Source organism: Mesorhizobium sp. M6A.T.Ce.TU.016.01.1.1, from assembly GCF_003997065.1.
Taxonomy (GTDB): Bacteria; Pseudomonadota; Alphaproteobacteria; order Rhizobiales; family Rhizobiaceae; genus Mesorhizobium; species Mesorhizobium mediterraneum.
Genome location: NZ_RZTJ01000009.1, coordinates 145,279 through 164,841, shown reverse-complemented (window position 1 = coordinate 164,841; position 19,563 = coordinate 145,279). Strand labels below are relative to the sequence as shown.

General features: G+C 63.0%; 18 protein-coding genes. 11 read left to right on the top strand and 7 right to left on the bottom strand.

The annotated features are described in order from the left end of the window. The 5 genes from recN to EOC94_RS18545 all read left to right on the top strand — a co-directional run bounded on the left by recN (window position 1) and on the right by EOC94_RS18545 (window position 5,926). On the top strand, window positions 1–1,671 hold the full coding sequence (recN, locus tag EOC94_RS18565) for a DNA repair protein RecN (RefSeq protein WP_095483343.1): 1,671 nt from the start codon (window positions 1–3) through the stop codon (window positions 1,669–1,671). A gap of 237 nt (window positions 1,672–1,908) precedes the next feature. Continuing rightward, window positions 1,909–4,062: an NAD-dependent DNA ligase LigA gene (ligA, locus tag EOC94_RS18560; RefSeq protein WP_127292449.1), complete on the top strand. Its 2,154-nt coding sequence runs from the start codon at window positions 1,909–1,911 to the stop codon at window positions 4,060–4,062. Continuing rightward, window positions 4,059–4,754, top strand: coding sequence for a TIGR02453 family protein (locus EOC94_RS18555; RefSeq protein WP_127292446.1), 696 nt, complete (start codon window positions 4,059–4,061; stop codon window positions 4,752–4,754). Before ligA ends, EOC94_RS18555 begins: the two co-directional genes overlap by 4 nt. Window positions 4,755–4,904: 150 nt before the next feature. Next, window positions 4,905–5,633 carry an AzlC family ABC transporter permease gene (locus EOC94_RS18550; RefSeq protein WP_126105896.1) on the top strand — a complete coding sequence of 243 codons (729 nt, stop codon included), beginning with the start codon at window positions 4,905–4,907 and terminating at the stop codon, window positions 5,631–5,633. Continuing rightward, window positions 5,630–5,926 (top strand): AzlD family protein, encoded by a 297-nt coding sequence (locus EOC94_RS18545; RefSeq protein WP_095483346.1) that lies wholly within the window; start codon window positions 5,630–5,632, stop codon window positions 5,924–5,926. Before EOC94_RS18550 ends, EOC94_RS18545 begins: the two co-directional genes overlap by 4 nt. Before the next feature lie 29 nt (window positions 5,927–5,955). On the opposite strand, the gene EOC94_RS18540 is transcribed toward EOC94_RS18545, so the two are convergent. Continuing rightward, window positions 5,956–7,800, bottom strand: a complete 1,845-nt coding sequence (locus EOC94_RS18540; RefSeq protein ID WP_127292444.1) for an aminopeptidase P family protein — start codon at window positions 7,798–7,800, stop codon at window positions 5,956–5,958. A 271-nt stretch (window positions 7,801–8,071) separates the two neighbouring features. Here EOC94_RS18540 and EOC94_RS18535 point away from each other — a divergent pair, with 271 nt between their 5' ends. Beyond that, complete coding sequence (locus tag EOC94_RS18535) at window positions 8,072–8,257, top strand: hypothetical protein (protein WP_095483353.1); 186 nt, start codon at window positions 8,072–8,074, stop codon at window positions 8,255–8,257. 34 nt (window positions 8,258–8,291) lie between these two features. Here EOC94_RS18535 and EOC94_RS18530 read toward each other — a convergent pair whose 3' ends face one another. Both EOC94_RS18530 and EOC94_RS18525 read right to left on the bottom strand, forming a co-directional pair. Beyond that, window positions 8,292–9,164 (bottom strand): 50S ribosomal protein L11 methyltransferase, encoded by an 873-nt coding sequence (locus EOC94_RS18530; protein WP_127292544.1) that lies wholly within the window; start codon window positions 9,162–9,164, stop codon window positions 8,292–8,294. Between the two features lie 65 nt (window positions 9,165–9,229). Then, window positions 9,230–9,808 (bottom strand): SCO family protein, encoded by a 579-nt coding sequence (locus EOC94_RS18525; RefSeq protein WP_127292541.1) that lies wholly within the window; start codon window positions 9,806–9,808, stop codon window positions 9,230–9,232. A gap of 200 nt (window positions 9,809–10,008) precedes the next feature. Here EOC94_RS18525 and EOC94_RS18520 point away from each other — a divergent pair, with 200 nt between their 5' ends. The 3 genes from EOC94_RS18520 (at window position 10,009) to EOC94_RS18510 (ending at window position 11,782) form a co-directional block, all read left to right on the top strand. After that, window positions 10,009–10,512 carry a CreA family protein gene (locus tag EOC94_RS18520; RefSeq protein WP_095483478.1) on the top strand — a complete coding sequence of 168 codons (504 nt, stop codon included), beginning with the start codon at window positions 10,009–10,011 and terminating at the stop codon, window positions 10,510–10,512. 106 nt (window positions 10,513–10,618) lie between these two features. Beyond that, the gene (locus tag EOC94_RS18515; RefSeq protein WP_127292441.1) at window positions 10,619–11,260 is read left to right on the top strand and encodes a DapH/DapD/GlmU-related protein; all 642 of its coding nucleotides are present in this window, start codon (window positions 10,619–10,621) and stop codon (window positions 11,258–11,260) included. A 93-nt stretch (window positions 11,261–11,353) separates the two neighbouring features. Next, window positions 11,354–11,782 (top strand): low affinity iron permease family protein, encoded by a 429-nt coding sequence (locus tag EOC94_RS18510; protein WP_164897887.1) that lies wholly within the window; start codon window positions 11,354–11,356, stop codon window positions 11,780–11,782. 3 nt (window positions 11,783–11,785) lie between these two features. On the opposite strand, the gene EOC94_RS18505 is transcribed toward EOC94_RS18510, so the two are convergent. Further along, window positions 11,786–12,652 carry an SDR family NAD(P)-dependent oxidoreductase gene (locus EOC94_RS18505; RefSeq protein ID WP_127292439.1) on the bottom strand — a complete coding sequence of 289 codons (867 nt, stop codon included), beginning with the start codon at window positions 12,650–12,652 and terminating at the stop codon, window positions 11,786–11,788. Window positions 12,653–12,784: 132 nt separating this feature from the next. On the opposite strand from EOC94_RS18505, the gene EOC94_RS18500 reads away from it, so the two are divergent. Beyond that, window positions 12,785–13,066, top strand: coding sequence for a hypothetical protein (locus EOC94_RS18500; RefSeq protein WP_029351415.1), 282 nt, complete (start codon window positions 12,785–12,787; stop codon window positions 13,064–13,066). 6 nt (window positions 13,067–13,072) lie between these two features. Here EOC94_RS18500 and EOC94_RS18495 read toward each other — a convergent pair whose 3' ends face one another. Then, window positions 13,073–13,648: a TMEM175 family protein gene (locus EOC94_RS18495; RefSeq protein WP_095483356.1), complete on the bottom strand. Its 576-nt coding sequence runs from the start codon at window positions 13,646–13,648 to the stop codon at window positions 13,073–13,075. Window positions 13,649–13,801: 153 nt separating this feature from the next. On the opposite strand from EOC94_RS18495, the gene EOC94_RS18490 reads away from it, so the two are divergent. Then, window positions 13,802–14,998, top strand: a complete 1,197-nt coding sequence (locus EOC94_RS18490; RefSeq protein ID WP_127292421.1) for an MFS transporter — start codon at window positions 13,802–13,804, stop codon at window positions 14,996–14,998. Between the two features lie 9 nt (window positions 14,999–15,007). Here the strand turns inward: EOC94_RS18490 and EOC94_RS18485 are convergent, their stop codons facing one another. Further along, the gene (locus EOC94_RS18485; protein WP_127292417.1) at window positions 15,008–16,480 is read right to left on the bottom strand and encodes an MATE family efflux transporter; all 1,473 of its coding nucleotides are present in this window, start codon (window positions 16,478–16,480) and stop codon (window positions 15,008–15,010) included. 171 nt (window positions 16,481–16,651) lie between these two features. After that, the gene (locus EOC94_RS18480; RefSeq protein WP_127292414.1) at window positions 16,652–19,342 is read right to left on the bottom strand and encodes a UvrD-helicase domain-containing protein; all 2,691 of its coding nucleotides are present in this window, start codon (window positions 19,340–19,342) and stop codon (window positions 16,652–16,654) included. Between the last annotated feature and the right edge of the window lie 221 nt (window positions 19,343–19,563).

Here is a 19,563-nt window from a genome sequence, read left to right as displayed (position 1 = left end):
ATGCTTTCCAGACTGTCGATCCGCGATATCGTTCTGATCGAGAAGCTGGACATCGACTTCTCGTCCGGCCTTTCGGTGCTGACCGGCGAAACCGGCGCTGGAAAATCCATCCTGCTCGACGCGCTGTCGCTGGCGCTTGGCGCCCGCGGTGACGCTTCGCTGGTGCGGCATGGCGCGGCACAGGGCCAGGTCATCGCCGTGTTCGACGTGCCGCGCAACCATCCTGCCCGCATGCTGCTAGCCGACAATGCCATCGAGGACGATGGCGACATCATCCTGCGCCGCGTGCAGACGGCAGACGGCCGTACCCGCGTCTTCGTCAACGACCAGCCTTCGAGCGTGACGCTGATGCGCGACGTCGGTCACGCGCTGGTCGAGATCCACGGCCAGCATGACGAGCGTGCCCTGGTCGATCCCGGTGCCCATCGCGAATTGCTGGACAGTTTTGGCGGCCATCTCGGCGCGGCCCGGGCGACCGGCGAGGCATGGCGGCACTGGCGGGCCTGCGAGCAGGAATTTTCGCGACACCGCGCCAAGGTGGAAGCGGCGGCCCGCGAGGCCGACTATCTACGCGCCGCGGTCGCCGAATTGACGAAGCTCGATCCCCAGCCCGGCGAGGAAGCCGACCTAGCCGAATTGCGCGCCTCGATGATGCGGGCGGAAAAGATCGCATCGGAAATCCACGACGCACAGGATGTACTCTCGGGCCCGTCCTCGCCCCTGCCGCAACTCGCCAGCCTGTTGCGGCGACTGCAGCGCAAGGTGACCGAGGCGCCCGGCTTGCTCGAAGACGTGGTCAAATCGCTCGATGAGGCGATGCTGTCGCTCGACGCGGCACAGTCGGGGGTCGAAGCGGCACTTCGCGCCACCGAATACGATCCGCGGAGGCTGGAGCAGGCCGAAGAGCGGCTGTTTTCGCTGCGTGCCGCCTCACGCAAGCACAGTGTGGCGGTCGACGATCTGGCGCAACTGCGTGACACGATGGCGGCCGATCTCGCCGACCTCGACGCCGGCGAGGAGCGCCTGCATGGGCTGGAGAAGCAAGCCGCCGCCGCCCGCGAGACCTACGACATTTCCGCGGCACAGCTTTCGTCGCTTCGCCATGCGGCGGCGGTCGGATTGACCAAGGCGGTGATGGCCGAACTGCCGGCACTCAAGCTCGAACGGGCCGCCTTCATCGTCGAGATGGCAAGTGAGGCCGAGAGCCGCATGGAAGACGGCATCGATCAGGTCGAGTTCTGGGTGCGCACCAATCCCGGCACAAGGCCGGGGCCGATGATGAAGGTCGCTTCCGGTGGCGAACTTTCACGGTTCCTGTTGGCGCTGAAGGTGGCGCTGGCCGATCGTGGCTCGGCGCCGACCCTGGTCTTCGATGAAATCGACACTGGGGTTGGCGGCGCGGTTGCGGACGCTATAGGCCAAAGGCTGGCGCGATTGTCGAAGCGCGTGCAGGTGCTTTCGGTCACCCACGCGCCGCAAGTGGCGGCGCGTGCGGCGACGCATTTCCTGATCTCCAAATCCGGCAGCGCCGACCGGGTTGCGACCGGTATCGCCGAGATGGACCGGGCAGCGCGTCAGGAAGAGATCGCGCGGATGCTGGCTGGAGCGACGATCACCGACGAGGCACGCGCGGCGGCCGAGCGTCTGCTGCGGGAGAACACCGCAGCATAGCGGAACTCACGCTCGGCGTTATGGATCGAGTCAGGATGTGGCTCCATGCTGCTGTTCCGGAATGATTTTCTCACGATCTGGCTCCCTTGCGGGAAAATCCTGATCTATTGTGGCGCCGCCGCTACAGCGCCGCGCGTCCTTTCGGACGTGCAAAGGACGCTGTAGCAATTTGATTTTGCGCATAGTCATTTCCGAAGATCGTTCCGAGCTTCGGGATCATGCGTCGAGGAGCAGTGCATGTCCGAAAAACCTGTCGATTCGCTTGATGAAAGCGAGGCAGCAAGCGAGCTGAAGCGGTTGGCGCAGGAAATCGCCGGCCATGATTTGCGCTACCATGCCGAAGATGCGCCGACGATTTCGGACGCCGCCTACGATGCGCTGCGGCGGCGCAATCTCGCCATCGAGCAGCGTTTTCCTCATCTTGTGCGCGAGGATTCGCCGTCCCGGAAAGTCGGTGCGGCGGTCTCCGAGAAATTCGGCAAGATCGTCCACGCCATTCCGATGCTGTCGCTCGACAACGCTTTTGCCGATGCCGACGTGATCGATTTCGTCGGCCGCATCCGCCGTTTCTTGCGGCTCGGCGCCGACGCGCCGCTGGCGATGACGGCCGAGCCGAAGATCGACGGCCTGTCGCTGTCGCTGCGCTACGAGGCGGGACGGCTGGTGACGGCAGCAACGCGTGGCAACGGCCAGGTCGGGGAAGATGTGACAGCCAACGCCCGTACCATCGCTGAGATTCCCAATGTGCTTTCGGGGGATTTCCCCGAAGTATTGGAAGTGCGCGGCGAGGTCTATATGCGCCTCACTGATTTCGCTGAGCTCAATCGCCGCAATGCCGAGGCCGGAAAGCAGGTTTTTGCCAATCCGCGCAACTCGGCGGCAGGCTCTCTGCGCCAGCTCGACACCTCGATCACCGCCAGCCGGCCGCTGCGGTTTTTCGCCTATGCCTGGGGCGCGGTGAGCGCCATGCCCGCCGACACGCAAATGGGCATGGTGGCAGCGTTCGAGCGCTTTGGCTTCAGGGTCAATCCGCTGATGAAGCTGTTCGACAGCGTCGAGGGGTTGCTTGAACAATACCGGCTGATCGAATCCAACCGGGCGACGCTCGGCTACGACATCGACGGCGTCGTCTACAAGGTGAACAGTCTCGAGCTGCAGCAGCGGCTGGGTTTTGTGTCACGCTCGCCACGCTGGGCGATCGCGCATAAATTCCCGGCCGAGAAGGCGACCACGATCCTGACCGGCATCGACATCCAGGTCGGCCGCACCGGAGCGCTGACACCGGTGGCGCGGCTGGCGCCGGTGACGGTCGGCGGCGTCGTGGTGACCAACGCGACGCTGCACAATGAGGACTACATCAAGGGCATTGGCAATAGCGGCCAGCCGATCCGCGAAGGCCGTGACATTCGCATCGGCGACACTGTGAGCATCCAGCGTGCTGGCGATGTCATCCCGCAGGTCATCGACGTGGTCATGGAAAAGCGGCCGCCCGACAGTGTGCCATATGCATTCCCAGTGCTTTGCCCGGCCTGCGGCAGCCACGCCGTGCGTGAGGAGGGTGAAGCAGTCAGGCGCTGCACAGGCGGTTTGATCTGCCCGGCGCAGGCGGTGGAGCGTCTGCGCCATTTCGTGTCTCGAGGCGCTTTTGATATCGAGGGGCTGGGCGAGAAGCAGATTGAGTTCTTCTTCCATGCCGAGGATCCATCGCTGCGCATCTATTCGCCGGCCGACATCTTCACACTGAATGCACGGCAGGCAGCATCGCTGACCAAGCTCGAGAATGTCGACGGTTTCGGCGCGACCTCGGTACGCAAGCTGTTCGCGGCAATCGACGACCGGCGGCAGGTCGAGTTCTCACGCTTCCTCTATGCGCTCGGCATTCGCCACATCGGCGAAACCAACGCCAAGCGGCTGGCTCGCCATTTCCTTTCCTTTGCCGCTTTCCGCGAAACCGGGCAAAGCGCCGTCATGCCGGCCGGCAAGGGCGACCCGGGCAACGCCGCCTGGCAGGAGTTGAACGGCATCAACGGCATCGGCTCGATCGTGGCCGAAGCGGTGGTCGACTTCTTCGCTGAAGACCATAACCGGCAGGCGCTCGACGCATTGCTGGCGGAAGTAACAGTGCTCGACGAGGAGCCAGTCGGTGGCGTGTCGTCGCCGGTCTCCGGCAAGACGGTGGTCTTCACCGGTGCGCTGGAGAAAATGTCGCGCGACGAGGCCAAGGCAATGGCCGAAAAGCTCGGCGCCAAGGTCGCCGGCTCGGTGTCGAAGAGGACCGATCTCGTCGTTGCCGGACCAGGTGCGGGCTCCAAGCTCAAGCTCGCCACCGAGCTCGGTATCGAAGTGATCGACGAGGATGCGTGGTTCGTGCGGATCGGCAAGGGCGGATGACGGCCGCTGCGTTCAACGGTTTCGGCCAAAAGGCAATTCCCTTCCTCAAGGCGCTCAATTTTCATCAGCGCCGGGAGTGGTTTGTCGAAAACCGCGACCTTTTCGAAAGCGAGTTGCGCGATCCTTTCGGCGATCTGGTCGAAACGCTCTCCGAGCGCTTCGCTGTAGTGGGGCTGGGGTTGCGCGGCGATCGCAAGAAGTCGCTGTTCCGGATCAATCGCGACGTGCGTTTCGCTAAGGATAAACGACCCTATAACCGGCATCTGTCGGCAATTCTTTCGCCTGACGGCACCAAGATGGAACAGGGCGTGTTGTTCGTCTATATCGGGATTGAGCGCTGCTTTGCCGCCGTTGCCTGGTGGCAACCCGGGCCGGCGCTTTTGCTGGCGATGCGCCAAGCCATCGGGACACGGCCGGGTGAATTCCGAGCGCTGATCAAGGCGTTGAAGCAAAACCGTCTCGAACTTGATCCGGAAGGCTGCATGAAGCGCACACCGCGTGGCTTCGAGCATGTCACCGACATCGACCTCGTGGCCGCCATCCGCAATCGGCATTTCGTAGTCCGGCACGAGATCGACCCTGCGGGAATCCACAGTGCGGCACTGGTCGACGAACTCGTCGATTTCACCATGCGGGCCAAGCCGCTGCTCGACTGGGGCAGGGCGATCGAAGGCCAAGTCCCGGTGGACTAAGCTCCGGACCGATGATGCAGGCCTGAACGTGCAAAATGGTTGCGCGATCATTTCCGCTGATCGTTTGGCTCAAGCGAATTGGTGTGACAAGGCAAGTGGCGCTCCCTACATACGACCTTTCTCCAAAAGAATGGTCCCAAGGAGTGGCTGATGTCGGCGGAAGCAATCTCCGAAAACCGCGCGAAGAGCGATTTCTGGCAAGGCGTGCGGCTCAGCATGCCCGTCGTGGTGGCGGCGGCGCCGTTTGGACTGCTGTTCGGTGCGCTTGCCGTCGACAATGGTTTTTCGGTGCTCGAAGCCGTCCTGATGAGCGCCATGGTTTACGGCGGCGCGAGCCAGATGGTGGGTATCGAATTGTTCGGGCAGCATGTCGCGCCATGGCTGATCGTGCTGTCGATCTTCGCCGTGAATTTCCGCCATGTGCTTTATTCCGCCGGTATCGGCCGGCGCATCGCGCACTGGCCGCTGATCCAGCAAGCGGTAGGCTATTTCCTGCTCACCGATCCGCAGTTCGCGGTGGCTGAGCGTAAGGCGGAAGCCGGCGAGACGGTCGGCTTCGCCTGGTACATGGGGCTGGGACTGCCGGTCTATGTGTTCTGGGTAACCGAAAGCGCGCTCGGCGCGATGTTCGGCAAGCTCATTCCCGATACGCATGCGCTGGGCATCGATTTCCTGCTGCCGATCTATTTTCTCGGACTGGTCATGAGCTTTCGCAAACGGCCACTGTGGCTACCGGTGGTCGTCGCCAGTGCTGCTGCCTCCATCATAGCCTACAAGACGGTGGGCTCGCCCTGGCACGTCTCCATTGGCGCCGTGGCCGGCGTGCTGCTCGCTGTCATCCTGCCGCCGCACCACAGTGGTGTGGAGGCGCGGCCATGAGCACAACCCTGTGGATCATCATCGCCGGCGCGATCGCCACCTATCTCACCCGCATCGGCGGCCATCTGGTCATCTCGCGCTTCGAAAACATCCATCCGCGCGTCGAGGCCGGGCTGAATGCGGTGCCGGCGGCGGTGCTGACCACTCTGGTCGCGCCGGCAGCGCTGAGCGCCGGGCCGACGGAATGGGCGGCATTGATCGTCGCCGGGCTGGTCTCGCTGCGCGGCGGGCTTATGGCGATGTTTTTGGCCGGTGCCGCCGTGCTGATCCTCGCCCGGCAGTTCGTCGGATAGACGAAACCTGCTACACGCCTTTGTGAAAATCACGACTTCTGGTCGTGCGGCAGCGGTGCGGTTGCCTTTTCCAGCCATGCCAGCATCTCGCCGTCGAGCATTGGTCCGATCTCGGCCAGCACGCGCGCATGATATTGGTCGAGCCAATGCAACTCGTCACGCGTCAAAAGGTCGGACCGCACCAGCCTGGTGTCGATGGGCGCCAGCGTCAGCGTCTCGAAGCCATGCATGGCGATGTCGCCGCCCTCTATCTGCTCGGCTGGCGTCACTAGGAGGAGATTCTCGATGCGGATGCCGTAAGAGCCTTCCTTGTAGTAGCCCGGCTCGTTGGAGAGGATCATGCCCGCCAGCAGCTTTTCAGTGCCGGTCTTGGCGATGCGTTGCGGTCCTTCGTGGACGGCCAGATAGGAGCCGACGCCGTGGCCGGTGCCGTGGGCGAAATCGCAGCCATGTCTCCACAGGGCAAGACGCGCCACGGCATCGATTTCGGAGCCGCGCGTGCCCGGGGGAAAGCGCAGCATGGAAATGCCGATCATGCCCTTCAGCACCAGCGTGAAGCGTTCGCGCATTTCCTCGGTCGGCTTGCCGATCGGCACAGTGCGGGTGATGTCGGTGGTGCCGTCCTGATACTGCCCGCCGGAATCGAGCAGGAACAGCTCGCCAGACTGAAGCTTTCGGCTGGTGGCGCGGGAAACGCGGTAGTGCATGATGGCGCCGTTCGGACCGGCGCCCGAGATCGTGTCGAAGGATACGTCGCGCAGCGGCATCTGCGTTTCCTCGCCCGTGCTCCGTCGGCATTCCTCGAGCTTGGTGACGACGGCGATTTCGTCGAGCTTGCCGGGTTTCTGGCGGTCGAGCCAGCAGAGCAGCTTGGCCACCGCGGCGCCATCGCGGCGATGCGCGGCGCGGGTGCCGTTGATCTCGGCCTGGTTTTTCGTGGCGCGTGGAATGCGGGCAGGGTCAGGCGCTGAAATGACGGTGCCGCCATTGTCCTCGACTAGCATTTTAAGCTTCTCCGCCGCCAGCACCGGATCCAGCGCGATTTTTGCGCCGCCCTTGGCCAGGGCTGCGATAACAGCTTCGAATTCACCGGGCTGGTGCAATTCGGCGAGCTGCGTCAGATAGGCCGCGACGGTGCGCGAAAACTTGCGCTGGTCCATGAAAAGTTGGTGCGACCCGTCGGCGGCGAGCACAGCGAAGCCGAGCGCCAGCGGCGTATGCGGCACGTCGCCGCCGCGGATGTCGAAGGCCCAGGCGATGGAGGACGGGTCGGTCAGCACGGCATGGGTGGCGCCATCCTTGCCGATGGCCGACGCCAGCCGCGCCAGCTTGTCCTTGGCCAGTTCGCCGGCAAAGGCGATCGGATGGAGCTCGACCGGCGCCCGCGGCGGGTCGGGCTGGTCCTTCCAGATGGCGTCGATTGGATTCTTCTCGAGCGGCACCAATGTCGCCCCCGATTTTTCGGCCGAAGCTTTCAGCGCTTTCACGTCGCCGATCGTCTGCAGCCACGGATCGAAGCCAAGCCGCACGCCCTTGCCGAGATTGTCCTTGATCCAAGTGGGAGGCGGATTGTCGACCAGGCTTTCGATCGAGAAGATGTCGAGATCGACTTCCTGGCGCACCTGCAGCGTGTAGCGCCCGTCGACGAACATGACGGCGCGGTCGCCGAGCACGATGGCGATGCCGGCCGAGCCACTGAAGCCGGTCAGCCATTTCAGCCGCGCCGAGCGGTCGGCGACATATTCGCCCTGATGCTCATCGGCACGCGGCACGATGAAGCCATCCAGGTCGTTGGCCGCCAGCCATTGACGCAGCAGCGCCACCCGCGGCTTGCCGACGGCTGGGTCGCCGGCGGAATCAAAAGTCTGGAACATGACGGGGCTCTCCTCGGATGCTGGCGCGACCGTAGCGCATGACCCCGAAAATCGGAATCGACTTTTGCTGGGCTGATCTTCGGTTCGGAGAAAACCAGCGCAAGATCAAAGTGCTACAGCATCAGCCGCCTGACAACCGACGGGATTTGGTCCAGCAGCATCGCTTTTGCGCATAGACGCCATGCAGAATCAGCGATTTTCAAATAGGTCAGCAGAGCTTACCTTTTTGGAGTGGAGGAACGACTCTTATTGCACTGCAAAGGAGACCATCATGTCCACGATTTCAGCCAGACGCGGATTTTTCCGAAGCGCCATGAACGCTCTCATCGAAGCGCGCCAGCGCGAAGCGAGCCGCTATGTGAGCGGCGTTCTGCTTGGCTTTGACGACGAAACGCTGAAAGCGCACGGCTACGATCGCGAAGAGCTGAGGAAGGCGGCAAGGTCGCCCTACGTCTGAGCGACTTGCTGCTTGCGTTTGAAGGCGCTGCGCGTCACCGCTTGAGGTGGATCGTCACCCAGCCCTCGCGGTGCAACGTCCTGACATGGCGGAACCGCTGGCCGACATAGGCCGAGATCACTGCGTCGCGCTGCCGGTCGAGGATGCCTGATAGCACGATCGAGCCGCCCAAGGTGACATGCCCGGCCATTTCGGGCGCCAGCCGCATCAGCGGCCGCGCCAGTATGTTGGCGACGATGAGGTCGAAGGGGCCGCGCGCGGCAAAGATCGGATGGTGGAAGCCCGGCGCCGTCGCCGTTTCGACGAGCGCCTTGACGTGGTTGAGCCGCGCATTGGCGGCTGCGACCTTTATGGCGACCGGATCGATATCGGTCGCCAGCACCGGGATGTGGGCGAGCTTGGCCACCGCGATCGCCAGCACGGCACTGCCGGTGCCGAGGTCGAGCGCGTTGCGCGGGTGCTCGCGCCGCACGACCTGTTCCAGTGTTTCGAGGCAGCCGGCGGTGGTGCCGTGATGGCCGGTGCCAAAGGCGAGGCCCGCTTCGATCTCGATGGCGAGCTCGCCGCTGTGGCGCTTCCTGCGGTCATGCGCGCCGTGGACGAAGAAACGGCCGGCGCGTACCGGTTTCAGTCCCTCCAGCGAGCGCGTCACCCAGTCGATATCAGGCACGGGCTCGCGCGCAATCGGCCTCGACAGGGCAAGCCCGGCAAGAACCTCTTTCACGCGCGCCTCGACGGCATCGACATCGCCGTCGGCATAGAGCGACACTTCGTGGATGTCGCGATCCTCATCGACTTCGAGGCTGGCAATCGGCAGGCCCTCGTCCTCAAAGGCTGCTTCGAACGCCGCGAAGATACGGTCGGCCTCGATCTTTCCAGTGGTGAAATAAAGCCGCGTTTGGGTCATCAAACGATGTTTTTGTTTGAGCATGATCTTTTCCGAAAACCGGTCTCACTTTTCGGGATCATGCTCTAATCTTCCGCCGCCAGCCGCTTGAGCTTGGCGATGGCGGTGTCCGGGCTTTCGCCGTAGGCGATGGTGCCGGCGAAGTCGCCCCTGGCGTTGAGCAGCAGCACCGAAGCGGTGTGGTCCATCGTGTAGTCGCCGTTGCCCGTATCGACCTTCTTCGAATAGATGCCGAAGGATTTGGCCATGGCGTGGACCTTATCCGGTTCGCCAGTGATGCCGAGGATGCGGTCGGAGAAATTGCTGATATAGGCGTTCATGATTTCGGGTGTGTCGCGTTCCGGGTCCACCGAGACGAAATAGGCGCGCAGGTTCTTGCCGTCGTCACCCATCGTCTTCAGCCAGCCGGCCAGTTCGAACAGCGTGGTCGGGCAGACCTCCGGGCAATGGGTGAAGCCGAAGAAGACGACGCTGGGGTGGCCGCGAAAGGCAGCCTCGGTGACTGGAGCGCCCTTCTGGTCGACCAGCGTGAACGGCGCGCCGAACGGCTCGCCGCCATAGTGCCCGCGGTACCAGTCGAAGGTGAGCCAGCCGATGCCTGCTGCCATCAGGACAAGAATGCCGACCAGTATCGAACGCATCATCAATTGGGTGTCCGTCGTGATTTTCATTGGCGCCGTATCGGCGCAAGCTTGTTCGGCGAACACTCTTAACGGTTTGATCTCGCGCGCGCAAAGATGTCGCGTTGCCGCAACCGGCATTCCTGTCAAAAAATGATCCGCTTGCAAAGCGCTGCCGCCGGTCCCACCTGAGGTCGGCAAAACGCGAACCGCAGGAGGCTTCCTTGCAAGGACTGATTGGGCGAAAACTGATCGGCGGCGCTTTGGCCGCATGCCTTGTCATCGGTGCTGGTGCGGCTTTCGCCCAGGAGGTCGGCAAGGTCGGCGTCGACTGGCTAGGCAACGACATCATCGTCGAGGCAATCAAGGACCCCAAGGTCGAAGGCGTGACCTGCCACGTCTCCTATTTCGACCGCGGCGTGATCGATCGCTTGCAAAAGGGCAACTGGTTCGAGGATCCGTCCGATTCCTCGATCTCCTGCCGTCAGACCGGGCCGATCACCATCAGCGAGATCGACATGAGCGAGGCCGGCGAGGAGGTTTTCAAGCAAGGCATCAGCCTGATCTGGAAGAAGCAGGTGGTGAACCGCATCTACGACAAAGCCAATGAGACCTTGATCTATCTGTCGCACTCGCGCCAGGTGCAGGACGGTTCGGCGAAAATGTCGGTCACCACCGTGCCGCTCTACGGCCAGAACGTGGTGTGGACCAACGGCAAGCCAAAATAGGCTCTGGCACAGGCGACGGACGATTGGTCCCGCTTGCGGGACCAATCGGCGACGCGACAATTGCTCCCGCCTTGCAGGAGCAATCGCGCGGGGGTAAAGCCGCGGCATGGACCGCCCCGAAAACCTCGTCCTGAAAGACCCCGAGCCGCGTATCCACCCGACCGCGGAGCTGAAGGCGTGCAAGCTTGGACGCTACGCCTCGATCGGCGAGCGGGTCATCTTGCGTGAAGTCATAGTGGGCGATTTCTCCTATTTCGAGCGCCACGCCGAGGCGATCTACACGACCATCGGCAAGTTCTGTTCGATCGCCGCCAACAGCCGCATCAACGCGCTGGAGCATCCGATTGAGCGGCTGACCCAGCACAAGGTCAGCTACCGCCCGAACGAGTATTTTCGCTGGCTGGGCGTCGACGCGGCTTTCCGGGAACGGCGCCGGGCGCAATCCGTCAGCATCGGCCACGATGTCTGGATCGGCCATGGCGCGGTGATCATGCCTGATGTGACCATCGGCAATGGCGCGATCATCGGCGCCAATGCGGTGGTGACGCGCGACGTTCCTGCCTATGCGATTGTCGCCGGCGTTCCGGCCAGGCAATTGCGCCAACGCTTCGCGGCGGACATCGCCGCGCGGATCGAACGTCTTGCCTGGTGGGACTGGCCGGTCGAGAAACTGGCCAAGGCGGTCCCCGACATGCAGGCGCCGTCCATCGAGGTTTTCCTCGACCGCTGGGAAAACGAAATACCCTGATCTTGCGGGTGCGTGCACGGCTATGTCCGTGAAATCCCGTGAAATCCCTCCTTTCAGGGAACCCGGAGCGGTTGCCGGTTGTTTCTCCCTACCATGATAGAGAAGCGTTTCACGAAGATCGCCAACTACGTCGCCCATCTCGCCGGTCTGCCGTCGACATTCGCCATCTGCTGCCTGATCATCATGGCCTGGGCGATAAGCGGGCCGATTTTCGGCTTTTCCGATACGTGGCAACTCGTCATCAATACCGGCACGACGATCGTCACCTTCCTGATGGTGTTCCTCATCCAGAACACCCAGAACCGCGATGGCACGGCGATTCAGACGAAACTCGACGAGTTGATCCGGGCCGGCAAAGCTCACAATACTTTTATCGGCATCGAGCACCTGACCGAATCCGAGGTCGAGGAGATCCGCAAAAAATGTGAACAGGCGGCGAAACGGCATGACCAGAAGATCGCCGATGCGGCGGTCAAGAAAGCCGCTGCGCAAAAGCGCGGCTCGAAGACACGTGCGGCGTAAGCATCAGCTTTCCATGAACGCCGCGAAAGCGTCCTTGTGGTCCGGGTGCCAGCGCGACAGAGCAGGGCGGTTCTCGATGATGTCGCCGATCGCCCAGGCCATGCGCTTTTCGTCCATGGGTCGTGTCGCCTCGTTGTCGGGGCACAGGATGTAGAAGTCGCCACGCACCAGCGCGGTCAGCATGAAGTCGATCACCTGCTCGCCTGTCCAGGCACCGGCGGGTTTTTTGGTCGCGCCCTCGGTCAGGCCGGTAAAAGTGAACCCCGGAATGAGCAGATGCGCCGCAACCTTTGCGCTGGGCTCGTTGCGCAGCGCGTGTGCCAGGCCTTCGGTGAAGGTCTTCACGCCTGATTTGGAGACGTTGTAGGCAAGGTTGCCGGGCGGCGTGGTGATGCCTTGCTTGGAGCCGGTGTTGACGATCAGGCCCGGCCTGCCGGCCGCCAGCATGCGCGGCGCGAAGGCCTCGACGCCATGGACGACGCCCCAGAAATTGATGTCCAGCAGCCGCTTCCAAGCGTCGCGGTTCTCCCAGGGTTTGCCGGGATTGTTGCCGACCCCGGCATTGTTCATCAACAAAGACACCTCGCCGAAGGCACCGAATGCCTTTTCGGCCAGCAGGTCTAGTTCGTCGGCCTTGGAAACATCGGTGGCGACAGCAAGCACCGCGTTATCGCCGGCAATTGTGGCAACGGCGCGGGCAGCCTCGTCGAGCCGCGCGCCACCGATATCGGCCAGCACGATTTTCAGGCCCATCGCCGCCAGCCGCTTGGCCGCAGCAAGGCCGATGCCGCTGGCGCCGCCGGTGATGACGGCAGCGTTGCCGGAGGCAAGGGCAGGCAAAGCGGTCTGGATTTCGGCGTCGGTGGTCATGGCGATTGTCCTCGTTCAGTTGCGCCGAACTTAACGCGGCTAGGGGCCCGCGCAAGCCCGCTTTGGCGTCCTTGGGTTGACCACATCGGCAGGCGCTGCGCATGCTGTCCTGACAAAAAGGAGATTTACCGATTGACCGATTGGATCGAGATCCTGAAAGAACAGACCGCTACCGGTGACCAAATGAGCCGCGAAGTGCCGCAAATGCTTGCCAATCCCGATATCAGTGAAGCGCAAGTGAAGACGCTGTTTTCGGCGCTCGAAAAACAGGCGGAGTTCGTCGAGAAGCTGCGCATGGCGCTGGAAAAATTCGGCCATGATTTTTCGGTGATCAAGGCGGCCGAGCGGCTGGAGGAACGCTACGCCGATCTTGCTGCCTCGGTGGCGGAAAAGCTGAAAGCGATGCGAGGCTAGGCAGACCTATTTTTCGATCTGCTTTTCGAACCGCTTGTCCGGCACGAACCAGATAATGGCAACCAGCACATAGAGCGCGACGCTGATCCATTGATTGACGAAGGTCAGCGGAATGGCGGCGATGTAGAGGACCACCGAGATCTTTTCCTTGCGGTCGGTGCCTACCGCCCTGGCGAAGGCAGTGTCGTTGCCATGCAGCCGATGCAGCATGACGACCAGAATGAAGTAGGCGGCCGCGCAAAGCGCCAGGACAACACCGTAAACGGCGACAGGCACCGGCGCGAAATGGTTTTCACCCATGAAGGCGGTGGTCACGGGCATCAACGACAGCCAGAACAGCAGATGCAGATTGGCCCACAGCACGCGGCCATCGACGCGCTGCACGGTGTGGAACATGTTGTGCAGATTGTTCCAGTAGATGCCGACATAGATGAAGGACAGCACATAACTGAGAAAAGTGGGCCATAGAGGTGCCAGCGCGGAAAATTCCGCGCTATGCGGCACCTTCAATTCCAGCACCATGATGGTGATGATGATGGCCATGACGCCATCGGTAAATGCCTCGACCCGTCCCTTGCCCATGGATTCTCCTTACCAATGCGCTGAAGTTAAAAGATGATTTCGCGCAGCGCCACCGGCAATACCGCCAAACCTGTCAGGAGCACGTCCGAGGAGGGGAACACCTGGCCCGAAACAGGCGTTAGCGTCACGATTCCCTGACAACTGGAGGTCGAAATGATCGCCATGACGCGCGATAACGAGCTCGGCGGCAGGGCGGCAATGGCCGCCGTTGCTGCCATGATCGCAGTTCTTTTCGCCGGCAGCACGGTGCTGACGCCGCTTTACGTCATCTACAAACAGGCGTTCGGCTTCTCGCAGATCACCCTTACCCTGGTCTATGCCGTTTATGTCTTGGGTAACCTGGCGGCGCTTTTGATGTTCGGGCGCGTGTCGGATGTCATCGGCCGCCGGCCGGCCGCCCTGGCGGCAATGGCGGTGGCGGTCGTCAGCGCGCTGTTTTTCCTGTTCGCCGAAAATGTCGCGTGGCTCGACATCGCCCGGATTCTGAGCGGCTTGGGAATAGGCGTCGGTGCGGGAACCGGCACCGCCTGGCTCGCCGAGCTGGTCGCTACCGACGACAAATCACGTGCCGCCATCATTGCCACCAGCACCAATTTCTTTGGTCTCGGTCTTGGTGCGCTGGCGGCGGGACTGCTTGCCGAATATGCGCCGTGGCCACTAAGGCTGACATTCGTCGTCTATCTGGCGGTGCTTGCCCTTGTCGCGGCGCTGGTCTGGCGCACGCGAGAAACCATTTCACAACCGGGAAAACTGGCCGATATCTCCATGCAGCCACGGTTCTCGGTGCCTGGTGAAATCCGCGCCGGTTTCGTGGCGCCAGCGGTAACCGGCTTCGGCGCCATGGCGCTGGTCGGTTTCTACGCGGCGCTCGCGCCGAGCATACTGGCGCAGCAGCTCCATGTGACCAACCATGCCCTGGCCGGCGCCTTGTTCTTCGAAATGGCGATCGTGGCCGCCGTCACCATATTGGTGACGACACGCCTTTCGAGCCGCAGCACCATGCTCGCGGCTTTGGCCCTGATGATCCCGACCGTCGTCCTGGTCGTGGCGGCGCAGGTCTTCGCTTCGATGGCCATCATGATCGCCGCGACTGCATTCTGCGGCGTCGCGGCAGCGCTCGGCTATCGTGGCGGCCTGCAAGTGGTCAACCAGATCGCGCCGGCCAGCCGCCGCGCCGAAGTGGTCTCAGCCTTCTTTATCTGCTGCTTTTGCGGCAATGCGCTGCCGGTCATCGGTATTGGCATCCTGTCGACGGTGATAAGCGCGACAATGGCAAGCCTGGCCTTTGCCGGCATGATCACGATCTTTTCCCTGGTGGCGCTCGCATTCGGAGCCAGATATGCGCGGTGAGCCGATCGTTCAGCCGTTCGGCGTCTCGGGCGAAAGATGCGCGCGCTGGCGCGGCACGCCGAGGCCGGTGTCCGGCGGCTCGCCGGCGGCCGGCCTGTCCTCGATCATGTGCATAGTGCGCCAGCGGCCGAAGCGGTAATAGGCCGCTGCCAGCGCGAGCGAGGTGATCGAGCCGACCGGAAAGCTCCACCACAGCGCTTCCTCGCCGATCACGCTTCGGAAGAAATAGGCGAAGCTGGTGCGCACCAGAAGCACCGAGATCACCAGGATGATTAGCGGCGGCATCACCGCGCCGGTGGCGCGCACCGTGGCGAAGAGCACGATGGTGACGCCGAACAGGATGAAGGACCAGGACGCGACCTTGTTGATATGGGTGGCGATGTCGATTGCGGCACTGTCGCTGCTGAGGAAGAGGCCGAGCACCGGGCGGTCGAAGACGAAAAGCAAAGCGACCAGCGCGCCGGTCAGGACGAGGTTGAAGGCAACGCCTGACATGGCGATGCGGCCGATGCGGTCCCAGCGCCCGGCGCCGACATTCTGCGCGGCCATCGAGGAGACCGCGGCGCCGATCGCCAGCGCCGGCATCTGGATGTAGGTCCAGAGCTGCGCGGCGATGCCGTAGGCGGCGGCGACCTGCGAGCCGTAGGAATTGACGATGCCCATCACCGTCAGCGCCGCGGCCGAGATCACGATCATCTGCAGGCCCATCGGCACGCCCTTGAAAACGACGATGCGCAGCAGCGCCGGGTCCGGCCGCAGCAGAGCGAGGTTGGCGCCGGCCAGCCGCAACGGATGCTTGCGCGCGTAGAGCACGACCAGGATTGCGACGACGCTCACCGTCTGTCCGATCAGCGTCGAGGTGGCCGATCCTGATATGCCGAGTTCGGGAAACGGGCCGATGCCGCGGATGAGCAGCGGGTTCAAGATGATGTCGAGCACCACAGCCAGCGCCATGAAGATGAAGGGCGTGCGCGAATCGCCGGCGCCGCGCAGCACCGTCATGACGAAGGAGAGCAGGTTCATCATCGGCACGGCGACGAAGATGATGCGCAGATAGGAGCGGGCTAGCGGCAGCGCATCGGATGGCGTGCCCAGCGCATTGAGGATGGCGTCGACCCAGATCCAGCCGCAGACCGCAAGCACCACCGAGACGGCGAAGAAGAAGGTGGCACTGGTGCCGACGATGCGCCGGGCCTCGGGCAGGTCACGCGCGCCGACCGATTGCGCGATCAGGATGGTCGCCGCCATGCCGATGCCGAAAACGGTGCCGAGAATGAGAAACAGCACGAGATTGGCGTTGGACGTGGCCGTCAGCGCCGATTCGCCGAGGAAGCGGCCGACCCAGACGGCGTTGACCGACCCATTGAGCGACTGCAGCACGTTGGAACCGAGCACCGGCAGGGCGAACAGCAGAAGCGTGCGCGGGATGGGGCCACTGGTGAGGTCGCCGGTCCGCCGGCGCGCGGGCATCTTCTCGTCCATGGCGGGCAGCTCGGCAAAAGACCATATGAATCAGGCCCGCGATGATATCGCAGGGTTGTTCCACATGCATCTTTTCCCAGGTGCCCAGGACTCCCGCCTGCCTGGAACAGTTATGTCGAGGCGAGGGTCGGCGTGCGTCTGATCCAGCTCTTTTATTGATTTTGCTGTCTCTCACACCCCGGTGACAAACCCGTCCAGAACGCGTTTCTGGCCGGCCTTGTCGAAGTCGATGGTCAGCTTGTTGCCATCGATGGCCGAAATGTTGCCGTTGCCGAATTTCTGGTGGAAGACGCGGTCGCCGACATTGAAGGGAGATGGCGTGTCAGCGACGGACTTGGCGACCAGCTCACCGTCGATGGTGCGGCCTTTTACGCTGGTGCGGCCGGCGCCATAGCCACTGTCGGTTTCGCCATAGCCGATGCGCTCGACTTGGTGACCGGAACGCGAGCCCCAGTTGCGGTCGGTCGCCTCGGTGCGGTTCTGTTGCGCGCGCTGCCAGCCCGGCGTCGCATAGGTGTTGGAGAAGGCGCCGGATTTCTCGGCTCCGACATTGTCGAAACGCGAGGCGCCATAGGGGTTCTGCCTTCCTGCTCCTTGGCCGCCACGGCCCGATGCGAACGAGCCGCCGCCATAGGAATTGCCGTAACCGCCGTAGCTGTTGCCGCTTTCGGCGACCTCGACATGGGCTTCCGGCAATTCGTCGAGGAAACGCGACGGGATCGTCGATTGCCACAGACCATGGATGCGGCGGTTGGAGACGAACCACAAATGCAGGTTCTTCTTGGCACGGGTCAGGCCGACATAGGCCAGCCGCCGTTCTTCCTCCAGCCCGGAGCGGCCGCCCTCGTCGAGTGCGCGCTGGTGCGGGAACAGGCCTTCCTCCCAGCCGGGCAGAAAAACGGTCTCGAATTCGAGGCCCTTGGCCGAATGCAGCGTCATGATGTTGACGGCGTCGAGCTCGGCGTTCTGCTCGGCGTCCATCACCAGGGCGACATGTTCGAGGAAGGAGCGCAGCGATTCATACTCCTCCATGGAGCGGATCAGTTCTTTCAGGTTTTCCAGCCGGCCGGGAGCTTCCACCGAGCGGTCGTTCTTCCACATGTCGGTGTAGCCGCTCTCCTCCAGTATGGTCTCGGCCAGTTCGGTGTGCGGCGTGGTTTCCAGCGTCTTCTGCCAGCGCTCGAAATTGGCTGATACCTCGCGCAGTGCGGCGCGCGGCTTCGGCTTCAACTCGTCGCTTTCGGCGAGCTTGGCGGCGGCCTCCAGCATCGGGATGCGCAGCGCCCTGGCGGTATCGTGGATCTGGCGGATGGTGGCTTCGCCCAACCCGCGCTTCGGCACGTTGACGATGCGCTCGAAGGCGAGGTCGTCGGCGCCTTGGGCGACGACGCGGAAGAAGGCCAGCGCATCGCGGATTTCGAGGCGCTCGTAGAAGCGCGGGCCGCCGATGACGCGGTAGTTGAGGCCGAGCGTGACGAAACGATCCTCGAACTCGCGCATCTGGAAGGACGCGCGCACCAGGATCGCCATGTCGTTGAGATTGTGCTTCTGCCGCTGGTAGGCTTCGATGGTTTCGCCGACGGCGCGGGCCTCCTCCTCGGAATCCCAGGCGGCATGGACGTGCACTTTCTCATCGTCCTCTGCGACTTTTTCGGTGAACAGCGTCTTGCCGAAGCGGCCTTCATTGTGGGCGATGAGGTGGGAGGCGGTGCCGAGGATGTGCGCGGTGGAGCGATAGTTGCGCTCCAGCCGGATGATCGTGGCGCCGGGGAAATCCTTGTCGAAGCGCAGGATGTTGTCGACCTCGGCCCCGCGCCAGCCGTAGATGGATTGATCGTCGTCGCCGACGCAGCAGATATTAACCGTGGCCGGGCGCGGGTTTCCCTCCCCCTTGAGGGGAGGGTGGCCGGGCAAAGCCCGGCCGGGTGGGGTCCGGGCGGCAGTGCTCGACGCTCTGGCGGTGCCTTCTGAGACGACCCCCTCCGCCCGCTTCGCGGGCACCTCCCCCTCAAGGGGGGAGGATTGCGGCCGCTGCGCCAGCAGGCGCAGCCACATGTACTGCGCGGTGTTGGTGTCCTGATACTCGTCGACGAGGATGTAGCGGAAGCGCTTATGGTATTCCTTCAGCACGTCCGGGTTGGCGCGGAAGATGCGGATCGGATGGCACAGGAGGTCGCCGAAGTCGCAGGCGTTCAGCGTCTTCAGCCGCTCCTGGTAGGCTTTGTAGAGCTCTCGGCCCTTGCCGTTGGCGAAGGCGCGGGCGTCGCCCTCGGGGATATCGGCGGGGCCCCGGCCCTTGTTTTTCCAGCCGTCGATCATCTGGGCGAACTGCTTGGCTGGCCAACGCTTGTCGTCCAGCCCTTCGGCCTGGATGAGCTGCTTGATCAGGCGCACGACATCATCGGTGTCGAGGATGGTGAAGTCGGACTTGAGCCCGGCAAGTTCGGCGTGCCGGCGTAAGAGCTTCACGCCAATCGAGTGGAAGGTGCCCAGCCACGGCATGCCTTCCACATTGCCTTCGCCGATCAAGAGGCCGATGCGCTGCTTCATTTCGCGCGCGGCCTTGTTGGTGAAGGTGACGGCGAGGATCTGCGACGGGAAGGCCTTGCCGGTGGCGAGGATGTGGGCGATGCGGGTGGTCAAGACGCGCGTCTTGCCGGTGCCGGCGCCGGCCAGCACCAGAACCGGGCCTTCGGTGGTTTCCACCGCCAGCCGCTGCTCGGGGTTGAGCCCGTTCAGATAATCGGGCGCATTGTTGTGGCCGCTGCGGGCAGCCATGGCGCGCGCAGCAATGCCCGACGGGGCCACGGGCCGCGCGTTCGGTTCGTCAAAAAAAGGCATATCTTCCGAAAAGCCGGACATCTCCCCCGAATGTAGTGATTCGGCAGCGAAAGGCCAGAAGTGTCTCCGTTTTGTTCTCTATCCAGTCCGTAGAACCACAATCTGGATGGGTCCGCGACCCAAAACGTCGAGCTTGCTGTGGGTCCACGCCTAAAACGCGGAGCTTGCTTGACAGCCACGGCGGGCCGGAGAAAGTTGTGCTCGGGGCAGGAACGCAATGCCGGGTTGCCCATAGACGCGTT

What these genes read in the sequence shown, in the direction of transcription:
- recN (WP_095483343.1), top strand. Translation starts at nt 1, where the DNA reads ATGCTTTCCAGACTGTCGATCCGCGATATCGTTCTGATCGAGAAGCTG.
- ligA (WP_127292449.1), top strand. Translation starts at nt 1,909, where the DNA reads ATGTCCGAAAAACCTGTCGATTCGCTTGATGAAAGCGAGGCAGCAAGC.
- EOC94_RS18555 (WP_127292446.1), top strand. Translation starts at nt 4,059, where the DNA reads ATGACGGCCGCTGCGTTCAACGGTTTCGGCCAAAAGGCAATTCCCTTC.
- EOC94_RS18550 (WP_126105896.1), top strand. Translation starts at nt 4,905, where the DNA reads ATGTCGGCGGAAGCAATCTCCGAAAACCGCGCGAAGAGCGATTTCTGG.
- EOC94_RS18545 (WP_095483346.1), top strand. Translation starts at nt 5,630, where the DNA reads ATGAGCACAACCCTGTGGATCATCATCGCCGGCGCGATCGCCACCTAT.
- EOC94_RS18540 (WP_127292444.1), bottom strand. Translation starts at nt 7,800, where the DNA reads ATGTTCCAGACTTTTGATTCCGCCGGCGACCCAGCCGTCGGCAAGCCG.
- EOC94_RS18535 (WP_095483353.1), top strand. Translation starts at nt 8,072, where the DNA reads ATGTCCACGATTTCAGCCAGACGCGGATTTTTCCGAAGCGCCATGAAC.
- EOC94_RS18530 (WP_127292544.1), bottom strand. Translation starts at nt 9,164, where the DNA reads ATGACCCAAACGCGGCTTTATTTCACCACTGGAAAGATCGAGGCCGAC.
- EOC94_RS18525 (WP_127292541.1), bottom strand. Translation starts at nt 9,808, where the DNA reads ATGATGCGTTCGATACTGGTCGGCATTCTTGTCCTGATGGCAGCAGGC.
- EOC94_RS18515 (WP_127292441.1), top strand. Translation starts at nt 10,619, where the DNA reads ATGGACCGCCCCGAAAACCTCGTCCTGAAAGACCCCGAGCCGCGTATC.
- EOC94_RS18510 (WP_164897887.1), top strand. Translation starts at nt 11,354, where the DNA reads ATGATAGAGAAGCGTTTCACGAAGATCGCCAACTACGTCGCCCATCTC.
- EOC94_RS18505 (WP_127292439.1), bottom strand. Translation starts at nt 12,652, where the DNA reads ATGACCACCGACGCCGAAATCCAGACCGCTTTGCCTGCCCTTGCCTCC.
- EOC94_RS18495 (WP_095483356.1), bottom strand. Translation starts at nt 13,648, where the DNA reads ATGGGCAAGGGACGGGTCGAGGCATTTACCGATGGCGTCATGGCCATC.
- EOC94_RS18490 (WP_127292421.1), top strand. Translation starts at nt 13,802, where the DNA reads ATGATCGCCATGACGCGCGATAACGAGCTCGGCGGCAGGGCGGCAATG.
- EOC94_RS18485 (WP_127292417.1), bottom strand. Translation starts at nt 16,480, where the DNA reads ATGGACGAGAAGATGCCCGCGCGCCGGCGGACCGGCGACCTCACCAGT.
- EOC94_RS18480 (WP_127292414.1), bottom strand. Translation starts at nt 19,342, where the DNA reads ATGTCCGGCTTTTCGGAAGATATGCCTTTTTTTGACGAACCGAACGCG.